The organism is Paenilisteria newyorkensis, assembly GCF_000766145.1.
Classification (GTDB): domain Bacteria; phylum Bacillota; class Bacilli; order Lactobacillales; family Listeriaceae; genus Listeria_A; species Listeria_A newyorkensis.
The window spans coordinates 258,206-272,757 of the sequence record NZ_JNFB01000039.1; the positions used below are offsets into that span (position 1 = coordinate 258,206).

The window sequence follows — 14,552 nt, forward strand, 5'->3', positions numbered from 1 at the left end:
TTTTTATCTCCTTTATTAGCGCCTTATTCGGCCGCCATGATTTTCGTCAAAAGATCTGGATCGAATGTCTGACTACGAAGCATCGCAATTTCATGCTTGTACGGAGCCTTCTTATTCTTCTTATCTTCCCCAACGTACGGCGTTTCCAGAATCTTAGAAATGTCGTCCAGCTGCGGATGATGCACAATATAATTCAGCGCGTCAAAGCCAATGTGACCAAAACCAATATTCGCGTGACGGTCTTTATGCGCGCCTCGTTCATTCTTACTATCATTGATATGCAACACTTTCAAGCGATCCAAACCAATAATTTTGTCAAATTGATTCAGAACGCCGTCAAAATCGTTCACAATATCGTAACCAGCATCATGCACGTGACACGTATCAAACGTCACAGAAAGCAACTCATTATGCGTCACGCCATCCATAATCGCAGCGATTTCTTCAAACGTTCGGCCAATCTCGGTCCCTTTTCCAGCCATTGTTTCCAGCGCTACTTGCACATTCTGATCCGGTTTCAACGATTCATTCAAGCCTTTAATGATTTGCTTGATGCCCGTTTCTGCACCTTCCCCAACATGCGCGCCTGGATGAAGCACGATTTGTTTCGCGCCAAGAGCCGCTGTACGTTCCACTTCCGACTGTAAAAAAGTGACGCCGATTTCAAATGTTTCTGGTTTCACGGCGTTTCCAATATTAATAATGTAAGGCGCATGCACCACGATATCCGTGATGTCATGCTCTTTCATATGCGCAAGTCCCGCTTCAATGTTCAAGTCTTCAATCGGTTTGCGTCGTGTATTTTGTGGCGCGCCCGTGTAGATCATGAATGTGTTCGATCCATAGGACGCTGCTTCCTGACTTGCGGCAAGCATCATATCCTTGCCGCTCATCGAAACATGTGAGCCTAATCTTAACATGCTAGTTACCTCCCGCGTTTGTTCATTTTTCTTTCGCGACGTTTAATTTCATTCATTTTGTAGTTCAGTTTCTTTTTGTAGTTTGGCTTGCCTTTTTCTTTGGCTTTTTTACGCATACCGATTTCGCGTGGATCCGCTGCTTCGCGCTTCGCTTCTCGTTTTTGGCGACGATTACGGTCATCTGCATCCACAAATTCGCCATTCTTCAGATCGACGTGCTTGAACTCGATGTTCATTTTTTCCAGTTGGTTCAGCGCATCCTCATCCGATGGTTCGTAAATCGTTAGCGCGATACCAGAGTGCCCGGCACGGCCTGTACGACCCGTTCTATGGATGTAAAAATCAAGATCGCTCGGCAACTCGTAGTTAATAATGTGGCTGATTCCTTGAATATCAATACCGCGCGCGGCTAAATCAGTCGCCACAACGTATTGGTATTCCAGACTTTCTAGCTGTTTCATTGTACGTTTACGCTCACGGGCTTCGACGCCACCATGAATTTTCGCTACTTTCAAACCGCGTTCCGTCAAGCCTTTCGCCACTTCATCCGCCATTGCTTTCGTGTTTGTGAAAACAACTGCTAAATATGGTTGATAAGCTACGAGCGCATCTTTTAGAATATCGATTTTCTGCTTACTACGGCGAGCAATCAATTGGTGCGCCACGTCCGCATTAGCTACCGCTTGAGGCTGAATATGCTCATAACGCGGATTCTCCATATATTTCTTCAAGAAAGGCTTCAATTTTTGCGGGATTGTCGCTGAGAAAACAAGCATTTGCAGGTTCTCAGGCATTTTGCTCGCAATTTGATCGACATCCATCAAAAATCCCATGTCAAGCGTCATATCGGCTTCATCAACAACAAAAACTTGCGTTGTATGAACGAGTAGCGCTGTTTCACGAATTAAATCATTGATCCGACCAGGCGTACCAACAACAATATGTGGCTGCTGTTTCTTCAAACGGTCAATTGTTCTTTGTTTATCCGTACCACCAATAACGAGCAGTGAGCGAATTTCGTCATCGCTATATTTGATAAGTTTTTTGATTTCGTTATGAATTTGCGTTGCGAGCTCGCGGCTAGGTGCTGTAATAACTGCCTGCACACTATCTTTGTCTGCTCTAATCTTGTTGATGATTGGCAGTAAGAAAGTATGCGTCTTCCCAGTTCCCGTTTGAGATTGTCCCACGACGCTTTCGCCTTTCATAATTGCCGGAATTAATTTCTGTTGTACCTCTGTTGGTTCATAAAAACCTAATTTATCAATGGCAAGCTGAATAAAAGGTTGAAAATGAAATTGATCAAACCTTGTTTTTTTGTTCATTTTTCCACTCCGTTCTGTTCCTAAACGCTAGTATATCACATAAAGCCGTCTATAGTCACTACAAAAATAGGATTATAACTCCTCCATTAAAGATTTATAGAATTTTTCGCCTCGTGGGGTCGCATGGTATAGTTTTTTATCCGCAATTTTCACAATACCTCGTTTGACATACCCATGTAACTCCAACCAGTAAATAGTCCGGAGAAGCGTGTTTTTGTTGATGCTTTTTGAGTTTTCAAGAAATTCTTTATGTTGCAATTTTAAGATAGTGAAGGTTTTTTCGTGCATAATAAGATGTAATGTTTCTTTTATAGCTTCATGACTCGGATCAAGTATATCTGTCACGCCCCTTTGTTGTAATACAATATACATTCTGACATCTATTATTTTACACTATTTAGGATATTTCCGCATATGTATTTGCCTCGTTTAACGCTTTGAAAATTCAGCCAGTTGAAACCATGCGAAATCTGGCTTATAATAGAATAGTAGTCGGCATTTTTGTTGTCCTGCCTAACTATTGCTACACCTTGAGAAATTTAGGAGGTTTAACATTGGAAATTATAAAGATTGCCCCTCGTGGTTATTGTTACGGCGTGGTGGATGCGATGGTGATTGCGCGCAATGCTTCACTCGATCCGAACCTGCCCCGCCCCATTCATATACTCGGCATGATCGTTCATAATCAACATGTCACAGAAGCTTTTGAAGATGTTGGGATTGTCACACTTGATGGCCCGAATCGGGAAGCTATTTTAGACCAAATCGATAGCGGAACCGTCATTTTCACAGCACATGGTGTTTCGCCGGCCGTGAAGGAACGCGCGAAAGCGAAAGGCCTCACAACGCTTGACGCCACGTGTCCAGATGTGACGCGAACGTACGATTTAATTTTAGAAAAGAAGCATGAAGGTTTTCATGTGATTTATATCGGCAAAAAGGGCCATCCAGAGCCAGAAGGTGCTGTAGGTGTTGCGCCGGATATCGTGCATCTCGTAGAAAATATGGAAGATGTTGATGCCTTGCCGCTTACTGACGAAAAAGTTTTTGTCACGAATCAAACGACGATGAGTCAGTGGGACGTGATGGATTTGATGGATTATATCCAGTCGGCCTATCCGCAAGCCGAGCAGCATCAAGAAATTTGTATGGCGACTCAAGTTCGTCAAGAAGCCGTTGCAAAACAAGCAAAAAGTGCAGATGTGACGATCGTTGTCGGTGATCCAAGAAGTAACAACAGTAATCGTTTGGCGCAAGTATCCGAAGAAAAAGCTGGCGTCCCTGCGCATCGGATTGCCAACATCGAAGAGCTGAATCTAGATTGGATTAAAGATGCGAAAAAAGTGGCCGTAACAGCTGGAGCGAGTACCCCAACGCAAATCATCCGAGAAGTCCTCGTTTTCCTAGATGCCTATGACCCAGAAGATTCTACCACATGGGAGCGCAAGCATGATGTCGACCCAATCAGCATTTTGCCACGTGCCCGTAAGAAAAATATCGAAAAACAACGCGCTGCTCGTTTAGAACACTTAAAAAACGGTGGCAAATAAAAAAAGGATTAGAGCCTGGTTACTGCGCTCTAATCCTTTTTACGTATTTTAGTAGAAAGTAAACGGATTCGTATTTCGTTCTGATACAATGAAATCCACTTCATATCCGTATACTTGACTTGCCTCATCGAACTGCTTCAATAAGCTAGCCTTCATGACTTTCTCGATATAATGTCCCGCATCAATCGTCGGCAAATCAATCGCCATTAAATCATGACCAGTATGATAATAAATATCGCCAGTAATATAAACGTCGGCTCCCGCACGCTTCACATCATGGATAAATTTATTCCCATCCCCGCCAATAATCCCAACTTTACGCACGGTACGATTCGTGTCCCCAATAACTCGCACATTCTCAATCGAAAGCTTCTCCTTCACAAAACCAATAAACGCCTTTAAATCCATTGTTTTAGGTAAATTCCCGATTCGACCAAGTCCCATTTGTGACGTCACATTTTCGATGGGATAAATATCAATAACCGGAACTTCATAAGGATGCGATAATTTCACCGCTTTCACGATTCGATCCATTTCAGAATGCGGAAAAATCGCTTCAATCTTCACTTCCTGCACCGTTTCAAGATCACCAGGTTTCCCAATCGTCGGATTCGCCCCATCATGCGGCAAGAAACGCCCAGTCCCTTCCACCGAAAAAGTACACTCAGAATAGCGATCTGAAAAACGTCCAGCACCATTGTTCACCAACGCCAAACGAATCTGCTCCTCTGCAAAATCAGGCGTGTAAACCGCAATTTTGCTATAGGTTTCTGTATATGTAGGAACAATAATCTCCGTATCGCCGAGCCCCAGCAAGTCACTAATCACGTCATTCACCCCGCCATTCGCGATATCTAGGTTCGTGTGCGCCGCGTAAACGATAATATCATGCTTAATCAACTTCTTCACAATTCTACCTTGAGGCGTCCCGAAGTCAATCTTTTTAAGCGGTCTAAAGAGCAATGGATGGTGTGCAATAATCATGTCCACACCTTTTTCAATCGCCTCATCTACCACATTTTCTAGTACATCCAACGTAAACATAATTTTGCGGACTTTACGTGCTAAATCACCAATTTGAAGCCCAATAGGATCGCCTTCCATCGCGTATTTCTTAGGTGCAATGCCCTCTAAAATAGCGATGTATTCGTAACCATTTGCTACTTTCATCGTAACACATCCTCTATTATCCTTATTTTCGCATCCAACTCCGCCAATTTCGCTGCATTTTTCGCATTATTAGCATCAATCTTAGCTTGAATTCTCTTCCAGTTATTCAACTCATGTCCCCACTTCGCCTGAAAAACGGCTGACTTCTCTCGCATTAAAAATGGCCCCAATAAACGCTCCGCATCTGAATAAACAACCGCATTCTCGCTCGGTTCCAAGACTAATATCTCATAGGTCTTATTATCCTCACGCAAAATCGTTTCTGCTGTAAGCCCCCACTGGTTGACTTCGCCCCATTCACGTAACTGATGCGCCGCGATGTTAGGTTGTAAAACTAGACGCTTCACGTCCGCTAATTTCGCTGCATCAGCTTCCAAAATCGAACGGATAAGCGCCCCGCCCATTCCTGCAATAACGATGGTATCAATCGCGTCTTCCTGCTCAATAACTGCCAAGCCATCGCCTTTACGAACAGCTATTTCATTGACTAAATCAAGACTCTTCACTTGTTTTGTCGCGGATTGGAACGGACCTTCTACAACCTCGCCGGCAATCGCAAATTTTACTTGTCCTTTTTGAACTGCATAGCACGGCAAATAAGCATGGTCACTGCCAATATCTGCAATTCGTGATCCTGCTAGCACATAAGATACTACTTTTTCTAATCGTTCTGATAATTGTTGCTCGTTCACAAAAAAACCTTCCTTTGTAAAAAAGAGAGCGCGATTATTACGCACTCTCCTCTGAAATTTTTATTCTAAGAAATCTTTTAGTTGTTTGCTACGGCTTGGATGTCTTAATTTGCGTAGCGCTTTTGCCTCGATTTGACGAATACGCTCACGAGTAACACCAAATACACGACCAACCTCTTCAAGAGTGCGCGTACGGCCATCATCTAGACCAAAACGTAGACGAAGCACGTTCTCTTCACGGTCTGTCAACGTATCAAGAACATCTTCTAACTGCTCTTTCAGCAATTCGTATGCCGCATGATCTGATGGTGATGTCGCTTCTTGATCCTCAATGAAATCACCAAGGTGCGAATCATCTTCTTCACCGATTGGCGTTTCAAGAGATACTGGCTCTTGTGCGATTTTTAGGATTTCACGAACTTTTTCTGTTGGTAAATCCATTTCTTCGCCGATTTCTTCCGGCGTTGGATCACGTCCTAAATCTTGGAGTAAGGAACGTTGCACGCGGATTAATTTGTTAATCGTTTCGACCATATGAACGGGGATACGAATCGTACGTGCTTGATCGGCAATGGCACGGGTGATCGCTTGACGAATCCACCATGTCGCATACGTACTGAATTTAAACCCTTTGTTAAAGTCAAATTTCTCAACGGCTTTCATTAATCCCATGTTACCTTCTTGAATCAAATCCAAGAATAACATGCCACGACCAACGTAACGTTTCGCAATGCTGACAACAAGACGTAAGTTAGCTTCTGCCAAACGTCCTTTTGCCTCAACATCGCCTTGTTCGATACGTTTCGCTAAGGCAATTTCTTCATCCGCAGAAAGTAGATTCACGCGTCCGATTTCCTTTAGATACATCCGCACAGGGTCATTAATTTTAACACCTGGAGGCACGCTCAAATCGTTCAAGTCGATCTCGGCAGTTTCTTCTTTGATTAACTCCGCTTCATTCGGATCGTCTTCCTCATCATCGTCAGAAACCTCAATCGTTAATACTGTCAGCAACTCTAAAAATTCGTCCATTTGGTCGCTATCTAAAGTAAATGGCGCAAGTTTGGCAGCGATCTCGGCGTACGTTAAAGACCCCTTCTTCTTGCCATCTTCAATTAATAATTCTTTTGCTTTATCTAGGTTCAAATCTTCTGGTTTCGTTTCTTGCGGTTTTTTAGCCATATTCTGCCATGTCCTCCTTCCAAAATAACCGTCAATGATATACCTTACCTCATTGCCCAGTTTCTAAACACTTGACGCGCTCTGAATCATACTTAGAGAGCGCTAGTGCATGATTCTATATTTGTAGGTATGCCTGTTGTAACATCTTTCGTGTGAGTTGTTTTTTTACCTTAAATATTACGTTTTAAATCAGCCCGCATCGTCGTGATAGTTCTGGCGAGTTCTAATGCCAACGCCATCTCCCCCTGTTGCGAGGCTACTAATAGCTGTTGCTCTTTTTCTTTAATATCCCGTTCAATGCCGGCTTTTCTTAAGCTGCAAATGTAATCTTGGTACTCTTCGTTGGTCACATCTGTATTTACGACCATCATTTCGAGTTCACTGACTAAATTTCGCGACACCTCATTAGGAAGTTGATCCATCAAAGCGAGCGGATTCGCATCATTTCCAGATGCATAAAACCCGATTAAATGCGTATACAACGCTTGATAGTTATCATGATAAAAATCGATTTCCTGCTCCTGCATCATATTCCGAATCTGAATAAATGCATCACGATCTTCCAGCATGTATTTCAACAGGCGCTTCTCTGAAGTCAAACCCGCTGATGGCGCTTGCGTCGGTTGCTGAAAATGAAATTCCTCATAAACAGGCCCACCGCCACTATCATAGACTGGGTAATCGCCAAAATCCTCTGGCGGAGGTCCACCATAATCACGCGTCTTTGGCTTCGCAGTCGTCGCAACAGATTGCTGTAACTGCTGTTTCAACGCTTCCATCGACAGCTCAAATTCCGAGCCCAACTGTTTCAAATAAAGCTCTCGCTCCACCGCTTGATCCAGCTTGCCGATTTCAACGAGCGCTTCTCCCAAATAAGCAATTTTGTCCGTCTCATTCTGAAGATTACGATTCCGTCTCAAAAACTGCAGTTTAAAAGCCGTCCAGCTCAAGCGTTGATGTGCGTAAATCTCTGCAAATTTCTCTGCGCCTTCTGAGCGAATAAAATCATCCGGATCTTTCCCATTCGGCAACTGCAACACAAAAACCTCTAACCGGTGCTGCTCTGCCAGTAGTGTTCCAGCTTTGAAACTCGCTTCAATACCCGCGCGATCCCCATCATAACAAATAATCGCTCGGTTCGTAACACGCCGAATCATCTGGACATGTTCCTCGGTTAGCGAGGTCCCCATCGAGGCCACACCATTTTGAAACTCCGCTGACACACCAGAAATAACATCCATATATCCTTCCAACAACAGGATTTCCTCTTTTTTTCGAATCTCCTGTCTTGCATCAGAAAAATGGTATAAAATATTTCGCTTATTAAAAATCGGCGTCTCCGGACTGTTCAAATATTTCGGCCCATCCTCCTGATTAAAAAGCCGACCCGAAAAACCGACCAACTGCCCGCGATCATTCTTAATCGGGAACATAATACGATTACGGAACCGGTCTACTATGTTACCATCATCGCGCTCCGTAAGCAAGCCACATTCCACCGCAAGCGGTAAATCAACCTCACGCTTCTTCAAAAAAGTGGTTACCGTCAGCGCATCTGCCGGTGCAAAACCAATCTCAAAATGATCTAATTCCTGCTCCGACATGCCCCGATCGAGCAAGTATTGTAAAGCTTCTTGCCCTTCCTCGGTCTCCATCAACAAATAATGATACAATTTACTCGTCAATTGATGGATTTCAATCATCTTGCCTTCTTGACTGTCTGGCCGATTGGCAGGCGTTCCGTCACCAGAAGATATCTCAATATCTAACGGAATATGTGCCATGTCAGCCACTTTCTTCACTGACTCGACAAACGAAAGCCCATCAATCTGCATTAAAAATGAAAAAACATTGCCTCCCTTACCACACCCAAAACAATGGAAAATCTGTTTCTCAGGTGATACCGAAAAGGATGGTGTTTTCTCGCCATGAAAAGGACAAAGCCCCGTGTAATTACGCCCTTGTTTCTTAAGCTGAACATAATTTCCAACCACGTCCACAATGTCTGCTTGGGAACGTATCTCATCAATTTTTTCTTCTGGAATCCGTTGCATCTTCTATTATAACCTCACTTTTATAAACGTATCCAGCTTGTGTAAAAAATTCTCGTTATCTTGGAAACTCATCGCTCGTGGGCCCTTGCTATACTTGCCTTGCCTACGTTCTTTCGCGTGTAAATACCGCATATCAAGCATCATTGCCATCTCACTCTCGCGATATTCCTCCCCACGATTAGAAAAAGTAGCGACGTCTTTCGCAATCAACATGCTAGCAAGCCCAATATCTTGAGTTACCACAATATCGCCGCTCTTCGCTAAATTAAGTATGCGCATGTCGGCAGATTCCTTATCCGTATCGACAAAAACCCATTCTTCACCTGCTGGCAAATTCACAGAGAAGTGATTATATGACGCCACAAAAGTCATGGGCAAATCATACTTCTTCGCTAGTTCACGGATCTCATCCTTCACAGGACAAGCATCTGCATCGATAAAAATCTTCATGTTTCTCCCTCCTCATATCTATTCACTGTTATATTTGGAGAAAACACATAACCCACACACAAAAATATATTATAGGCGATCAAAACAAGAATTTCCACCGTTTTAATCGCTATAATATATATATTCGCCATAAAATCTGATTTTCCTTCTATAATTCTAAATTTTCATCAACAATTTCACCGATATGCATTAAAATGTCGTTTGCCGTCTCTTCAATCGCTTTATTTGTAACATCTAAGACGTAACATCCCAGCTTATTCGTGAGCTCCGTAAATATCTCTAGCTCTGCGTCAATCCGATCATGGCTCGCGTAATTACCAACCCCACTAAGTCCAATCGAAGCCAGCCGTTTTTCACGAATCTGGTTCAATTTTTCCTTGCTGATTTTTAAGCCGATAATCTTATTCGGATCGATTTCGAACAGCTCTTCTGGAACTTGCGCTTCTGGAACAATCGGGACATTGGCTACTTTCAAGCCTTTGAGCGCCAAATATTGCGAAAGCGGCGTTTTAGATGTCCGTGAAATCCCGATTAGCACGTAGTCAGCTTGCAACAAACCGCGCGGATTCCGACCATCATCGTTCTCCACCGCAAATTCAATCGCAGCCACTTTTCGGAAATAGGCTTCGTCAAGCGATCGCACCATACCAGGCTCAGAAAGTGGCTTAATTTGATACGTCTCTTCCAACTGCGCCAGGAGCGGCCCGAAAATATCAATAATCGGTACGCCGAAACTTTTCGCGGTTTTATTTAACTCCTCGCGCACTTCCTCCACAACGATGGTATGCACGATAATTCCGTTGTTCACCGCCACTAAATCAACAATTTCCTCAATCATATCCGGTGTGTCCACGTGATGAAAACGGTGAATGAACTGCGGACTCTTGCCAAATTGCATCAAAGCCGCACGCGTTACTAGTTCTGCCGTTTCTCCCGTTGAATCTGAAACGACGTAAACTGCTGGTTGTGTCATTGTTATTAACTCCTTTCATGAAAACTTACTTCACGTTTATTTCTTCGATTTGAGCAAATTCCTTAATAAAGCTCGCCAGTTCAAACAACAATGCCAAGCGATTATTTCGAACGGCTTCATCGTCACTCATCACAAGCGTATTCTCAAAATAAGCATCAATCGCTGTACGTAACGCTGCAAAAGCTCGCAATCTGTCCACGATAATCAATGTCGGATAATCTTGTTTCAACTTTTGAACCGCATCAAATAACTGTTGCTCCGACTCATTTTCAAAAAGACCAGGATCGATCGTGATGTCGCCGCCTTGATGTTTTTTAGAAATATTGACAACACGTGCAAGAGCTTCCATTGTTGGACGGAACCACTCGGCATCGCGATTCTTATTTAGCAACTCCGCGCGCTCAATCAGCTCCGGCACGACATTGCTGCCAGCGCTAACGACCGCATCGATAATGTCATGACGAATTTGTTGATCAGAAAGGATCGCGCGTAATCGATTTTGCAAGAATAATTCTACCTGCTCGAAAACCTCTTCGCTTGGAATCGTATTCAGGCCTTCTGCACGCTCAATTTCGACCGTATCCGCTAATACGCTAAGTAGTCGGATATCCCAGTTCTTCGCTTGAATAATCCGCATAATTCCCAGTGCGCTACGACGTAAACTAAATGGATCCGCCGAACCAGTTGGCACGATATTCACACAGAAAAATCCAGTCAATGTTTCTAGCTTATCCGCAACTGCAAGCAGAGCACCGATATCGCTTTGTGGCAGTTCACCGTCCGCCGATGTTGGCATATAATGCTCCCGAATCGCCGTCGCCACTTCCGCATCTTCGCCTTGTAATAACGCATATTTTTCCCCCATGATTCCTTGTAATTCAGGGAATTCACCGACTAAATTCGTTACTAAGTCAAATTTATAAATATCCGCAACACGCGCGATTTTCCCTTTTTGTGCCTCTGTCATGTTGAGTTGTTCCGCGATAATTAGCGCCACTTTTTTCACGCGAACCATTTTTTCCGTCAGCGTTCCTAGTTTTTCATGGAAAACGATATTGTTCAGTTTTGCCACCGCTTCGTCAATCGTGATTTTCAAATCTTCTTGATAGAAGAAATCCGCATCAGATAGCCGCGCGCGCAGTACTTTTTCATTCCCTTTCGCAACGGTTTCTAAATGTTCGTGATTTCCGTTTCGAACGGTGATAAAGTACGGGCGCAACTTGCCTGCCTCGTCAACCACTGGGAAATAACGTTGGTGCTCCTTCATCGTCGTAATCAGAACTTCCTCAGGCAACTCCAAATACGCCTCATCAAAAGTAGCGTGCAGAACCGTCGGATATTCGACTAAATTGTTAACCTCTTCCAAAAGACCCGCGTCAACAGGAATCTTCCAGTTTTCTACCGCTTCGATTTCCTCAATTTGACTCACAATCGCCGCTTTTCGTTTCGCTGCATCCGCGACCACAAACTGGCTCAAAAGCGCTTCCTCATACTCAGCAGGATTCGAAATCGCCACAGAACCGCCCAAGAAGCGATGTCCACGCGTTTCATTTCCAGTCGGTACATTCGTGATTTCAAACGGAATAACTTGATCGCCAAACAAAGCTATCAACCATTTAATCGGACGAATATATTTCAAATCATAGGCTGCCCAGTGCATGCTAACTGGGAACGTCATCGAAGTAACGATTTGGCGCATCTCTGGCAGTAAATCCACCGTCGCCGCACCTTTTACTTCCTTCTCTAAATAAATATATTCCACACCGTTAATTTCGCGGAACTCAAGCGTATCAGGATCAACACCTTGGCCTCTCGCAAAGCCTTGCGCTGCTTTTGACCAATTGCCCTCCGCATCTTTCGCGATTTTTTTGGCAGGTCCTTTCGACTCTTCCACACGATCCGCTTGTTTTTCAGCTAAGTCTTTCACGATCACGGATAAACGGCGAGGACTCGAGTAAACTTCCGTTGTTTTATATTCCAAATCATTCTCTGCAAGCCATTTTTCGACGCGTTCTTGTAATTGTTTCACAGACGCAGTGATATATTTCGCTGGCATTTCCTCCAAACCAATCTCCAATAGAAAATCTTTACTCATGATCTGCGCCCTCCTTTTCTTTCAACAGTGGGAATCCTAGTTTTTCACGCTCATTGTAAAAAGTTTTCGCAATGCGACGCGCTAAATTCCGAATTCTAGCGATATATTGCGCGCGTTCCGTCACTGAAACAACGCCTTTTGCATCGAGTAAGTTAAATGTATGCGAGCATTTCAACACATAATCATATGCCGGAAAAACAAGGCCTTCTTCCATTTGACGACCCGCCTCGCGTTCATACGTATCAAAAAGTGATAACAACATGTCACCGTTCGACGTCTCAAATGCATACTTCGAGTTCTCATATTCCGCTTGATAAAAAATATCACGATACGAAATGCCATCCGTCCATTCCAAATCAAACACGTTTTCTTTTTCTTGAATATACGAAGCCAAACGCTCCAAACCATACGTGATTTCTGATGTCACAGGTGAACATTCCAAGCCACCGACTTGCTGGAAATACGTGAATTGCGTGATTTCCATTCCATCAAGCCAAACTTCCCAACCAAGACCCGCGCAACCAAGCGATGGATTTTCCCAGTTATCCTCAACAAAGCGAATATCGTGCTCTAACGCGTTAATGCCAAGCTTTTCAAGCGAACCCAGATACAGCTCTTGAATGTTATCCGGTGACGGCTTCATCACCACTTGGAATTGGTGATGCTGGAATAAACGGTTCGGATTTTCCCCATAACGACCATCAGCAGGGCGACGAGAAGGCTCCACGTAACCCGCTTTCCACGGCTCAGGGCCAATCGCTTTTAAAAATGTATACGGGCTCATTGTCCCCGCACCTTTTTCCACATCATAGGATTGCAACATAATACAACCTTGTTCAGACCAATAATCTTGCAGCGTTCGGATCATCGTTTGTAAATTCATCAAATCCACCTCCATAAAATTAGGCATATAAAAACCCTCGTCTCTATGCCTCCAAAAAGAAAAGCATAGGGACGAGAGTTATCTCGCGGTTCCACCCTACTTGGACAGATTATACCCGATGTAAATCGGCGACAAGCGCTCGATTTGTGTAAAGCCGTATTTTACGCCCTACCCGTTTAAAAAATGGTTTGGCGTTTTTTACGTCTTCGCGAAAGGGTATTCTCAAATCCCACCTTGATTTCGTCTGTGCTCGGGAAGGCCTTCTTAAAAAGATTCACATTCGGCTCACACCATCTCCGAACTCGCTTTGAAAAGAGCTTTTTAATACTATTTTTCCGTCGCTGCACCTTTTGTATATACATTAAAATTTACCGCATTTTGAGCAGAAAGTCAATCCTCATCTTCTTTTTTCGTTGGGTCCTTTAAAAGTGTATCCCAGTTCTTCATATTATTAAGGAATTTCTTGCTCTTCAAATACAGACCCGAATACTGTTCGTAGTAGGTGTCAATCGCGCGCTGGACCTCTTCTTTCGTCTCCTGCTTCACATCAATATTCCCTAACCGATCCAATTGGAAAATATAAAATAAACGCATCAGCTTCACCGATTTCTCCGTCATATGAAGTCGGTATTTATCGCGTTCAAAACAGCGGTGACACACGATTCCATTCGCATACGCCGAGAAATCAAATCGCCCTTCCGTCTGCCCACAAATCGCGCACCGGTCCATCGTCGGATACAGACCTAACACCGAAAGCATCTTCATCTCAAAAATCTGCGTCAACACCTGCGGATCGTACCCTTCATCAATATGGTGAATAATTTGATAAAAAAGGTTATACAGCGGACCGTTCGCTTGCTGTTCCTCCGTCGCTTTATCTAACAATTCACACGCATACGTCGCATAGGCCGTCAGAAAAATATCGGTTTGGATGGATGAAAAAGAAGTAATCGCTTCGCCTTGTTGCAAAGTTCCTAAGCCACGATTCGGGTAAAAAGTGAAGACGCCGTTTGTAAATAGTTGTGTCACAGCAGCCAGCCGACTCTTTGTTTTTTTCGCGCCACGAGCGACTAAACCAATTTTGCCATACTCCTTCGAATAAATGACAACAATTTTATCAGATTCCCGGTAATTGGTCGTTCGAATGACGATTCCTTCACATTTTTCCATCTCGATTCACTCCTCGTATAATAAGTTTATAGCTTCTTAATTGTTCTTTGAAAATTTCATATAACAGCCTGTCGGCTTGTAAATGGCT

General features: G+C 43.6%; 13 protein-coding genes. 1 reads left to right on the forward strand and 12 read right to left on the reverse strand.

All coding sequences use genetic code 11. From position 1 onward, the window contains the following. Positions 1-23 precede the first annotated feature (23 nt). The 3 genes from EP58_RS13295 to EP58_RS13305 all read right to left on the reverse strand — a co-directional run bounded on the left by EP58_RS13295 (position 24) and on the right by EP58_RS13305 (position 2,590). The gene (locus EP58_RS13295) at positions 24-920 is read right to left on the reverse strand and encodes a deoxyribonuclease IV (protein ID WP_036094148.1); all 897 of its coding nucleotides are present in this window, start codon (positions 918-920) and stop codon (positions 24-26) included. 5 nt (positions 921-925) lie between these two features. Further along, positions 926-2,245 carry a DEAD/DEAH box helicase gene (locus tag EP58_RS13300; protein WP_036094150.1) on the reverse strand — a complete coding sequence of 440 codons (1,320 nt, stop codon included), beginning with the start codon at positions 2,243-2,245 and terminating at the stop codon, positions 926-928. Between the two features lie 72 nt (positions 2,246-2,317). After that, positions 2,318-2,590, reverse strand: a complete 273-nt coding sequence (locus EP58_RS13305; RefSeq protein WP_124892532.1) for a DUF3116 family protein — start codon at positions 2,588-2,590, stop codon at positions 2,318-2,320. A gap of 209 nt (positions 2,591-2,799) precedes the next feature. On the opposite strand from EP58_RS13305, the gene EP58_RS13310 reads away from it, so the two are divergent. Beyond that, positions 2,800-3,795: a 4-hydroxy-3-methylbut-2-enyl diphosphate reductase gene (locus EP58_RS13310; RefSeq protein ID WP_036094153.1), complete on the forward strand. Its 996-nt coding sequence runs from the start codon at positions 2,800-2,802 to the stop codon at positions 3,793-3,795. A gap of 48 nt (positions 3,796-3,843) precedes the next feature. On the opposite strand, the gene EP58_RS13315 is transcribed toward EP58_RS13310, so the two are convergent. The 9 genes from EP58_RS13315 to recO form a co-directional block, all read right to left on the reverse strand. After that, entirely contained in the window at positions 3,844-4,965 is a 1,122-nt protein-coding gene (locus EP58_RS13315) for a Nif3-like dinuclear metal center hexameric protein (RefSeq protein WP_036094154.1), read from the reverse strand. Further along, positions 4,962-5,657 (reverse strand): tRNA (adenine(22)-N(1))-methyltransferase, encoded by a 696-nt coding sequence (locus EP58_RS13320; protein WP_036094197.1) that lies wholly within the window; start codon positions 5,655-5,657, stop codon positions 4,962-4,964. The genes EP58_RS13315 and EP58_RS13320 overlap by 4 nt, the downstream gene beginning before the upstream one ends. Positions 5,658-5,717: 60 nt before the next feature. After that, positions 5,718-6,839, reverse strand: coding sequence for an RNA polymerase sigma factor RpoD (gene rpoD / locus EP58_RS13325; protein ID WP_036094155.1), 1,122 nt, complete (start codon positions 6,837-6,839; stop codon positions 5,718-5,720). Between the two features lie 170 nt (positions 6,840-7,009). After that, positions 7,010-8,893 carry a DNA primase gene (gene dnaG / locus EP58_RS13330; protein WP_036094156.1) on the reverse strand — a complete coding sequence of 628 codons (1,884 nt, stop codon included), beginning with the start codon at positions 8,891-8,893 and terminating at the stop codon, positions 7,010-7,012. Between the two features lie 6 nt (positions 8,894-8,899). Further along, positions 8,900-9,343, reverse strand: coding sequence for a YaiI/YqxD family protein (locus EP58_RS13335; RefSeq protein WP_036094158.1), 444 nt, complete (start codon positions 9,341-9,343; stop codon positions 8,900-8,902). A gap of 148 nt (positions 9,344-9,491) precedes the next feature. Next, positions 9,492-10,316, reverse strand: a complete 825-nt coding sequence (locus tag EP58_RS13340) for a pyruvate, water dikinase regulatory protein (protein ID WP_036094160.1) — start codon at positions 10,314-10,316, stop codon at positions 9,492-9,494. Between the two features lie 25 nt (positions 10,317-10,341). Further along, positions 10,342-12,411, reverse strand: a complete 2,070-nt coding sequence (glyS, locus tag EP58_RS13345) for a glycine--tRNA ligase subunit beta (protein ID WP_036094161.1) — start codon at positions 12,409-12,411, stop codon at positions 10,342-10,344. Next, positions 12,404-13,294 (reverse strand): glycine--tRNA ligase subunit alpha, encoded by an 891-nt coding sequence (gene glyQ, locus EP58_RS13350; RefSeq protein WP_036094199.1) that lies wholly within the window; start codon positions 13,292-13,294, stop codon positions 12,404-12,406. Before glyQ ends, glyS begins: the two co-directional genes overlap by 8 nt. Positions 13,295-13,684: 390 nt before the next feature. Next, positions 13,685-14,464: a DNA repair protein RecO gene (gene recO / locus EP58_RS13355; RefSeq protein ID WP_036094162.1), complete on the reverse strand. Its 780-nt coding sequence runs from the start codon at positions 14,462-14,464 to the stop codon at positions 13,685-13,687. Between the last annotated feature and the right edge of the window lie 88 nt (positions 14,465-14,552).

Coding starts and splice junctions, on each gene's coding strand:
- dnaG (WP_036094156.1), bottom strand. CDS start 8,893: ATGCAACGGATTCCAGAAGAAAAAATTGATGAGATACGTTCCCAAGCA.
- recO (WP_036094162.1), bottom strand. CDS start 14,464: ATGGAAAAATGTGAAGGAATCGTCATTCGAACGACCAATTACCGGGAA.
- EP58_RS13335 (WP_036094158.1), bottom strand. CDS start 9,343: ATGAAGATTTTTATCGATGCAGATGCTTGTCCTGTGAAGGATGAGATC.
- EP58_RS13300 (WP_036094150.1), bottom strand. CDS start 2,245: ATGAACAAAAAAACAAGGTTTGATCAATTTCATTTTCAACCTTTTATT.
- rpoD (WP_036094155.1), bottom strand. CDS start 6,839: ATGGCTAAAAAACCGCAAGAAACGAAACCAGAAGATTTGAACCTAGAT.
- EP58_RS13295 (WP_036094148.1), bottom strand. CDS start 920: ATGTTAAGATTAGGCTCACATGTTTCGATGAGCGGCAAGGATATGATG.
- glyS (WP_036094161.1), bottom strand. CDS start 12,411: ATGAGTAAAGATTTTCTATTGGAGATTGGTTTGGAGGAAATGCCAGCG.
- EP58_RS13315 (WP_036094154.1), bottom strand. CDS start 4,965: ATGAAAGTAGCAAATGGTTACGAATACATCGCTATTTTAGAGGGCATT.
- glyQ (WP_036094199.1), bottom strand. CDS start 13,294: ATGAATTTACAAACGATGATCCGAACGCTGCAAGATTATTGGTCTGAA.
- EP58_RS13340 (WP_036094160.1), bottom strand. CDS start 10,316: ATGACACAACCAGCAGTTTACGTCGTTTCAGATTCAACGGGAGAAACG.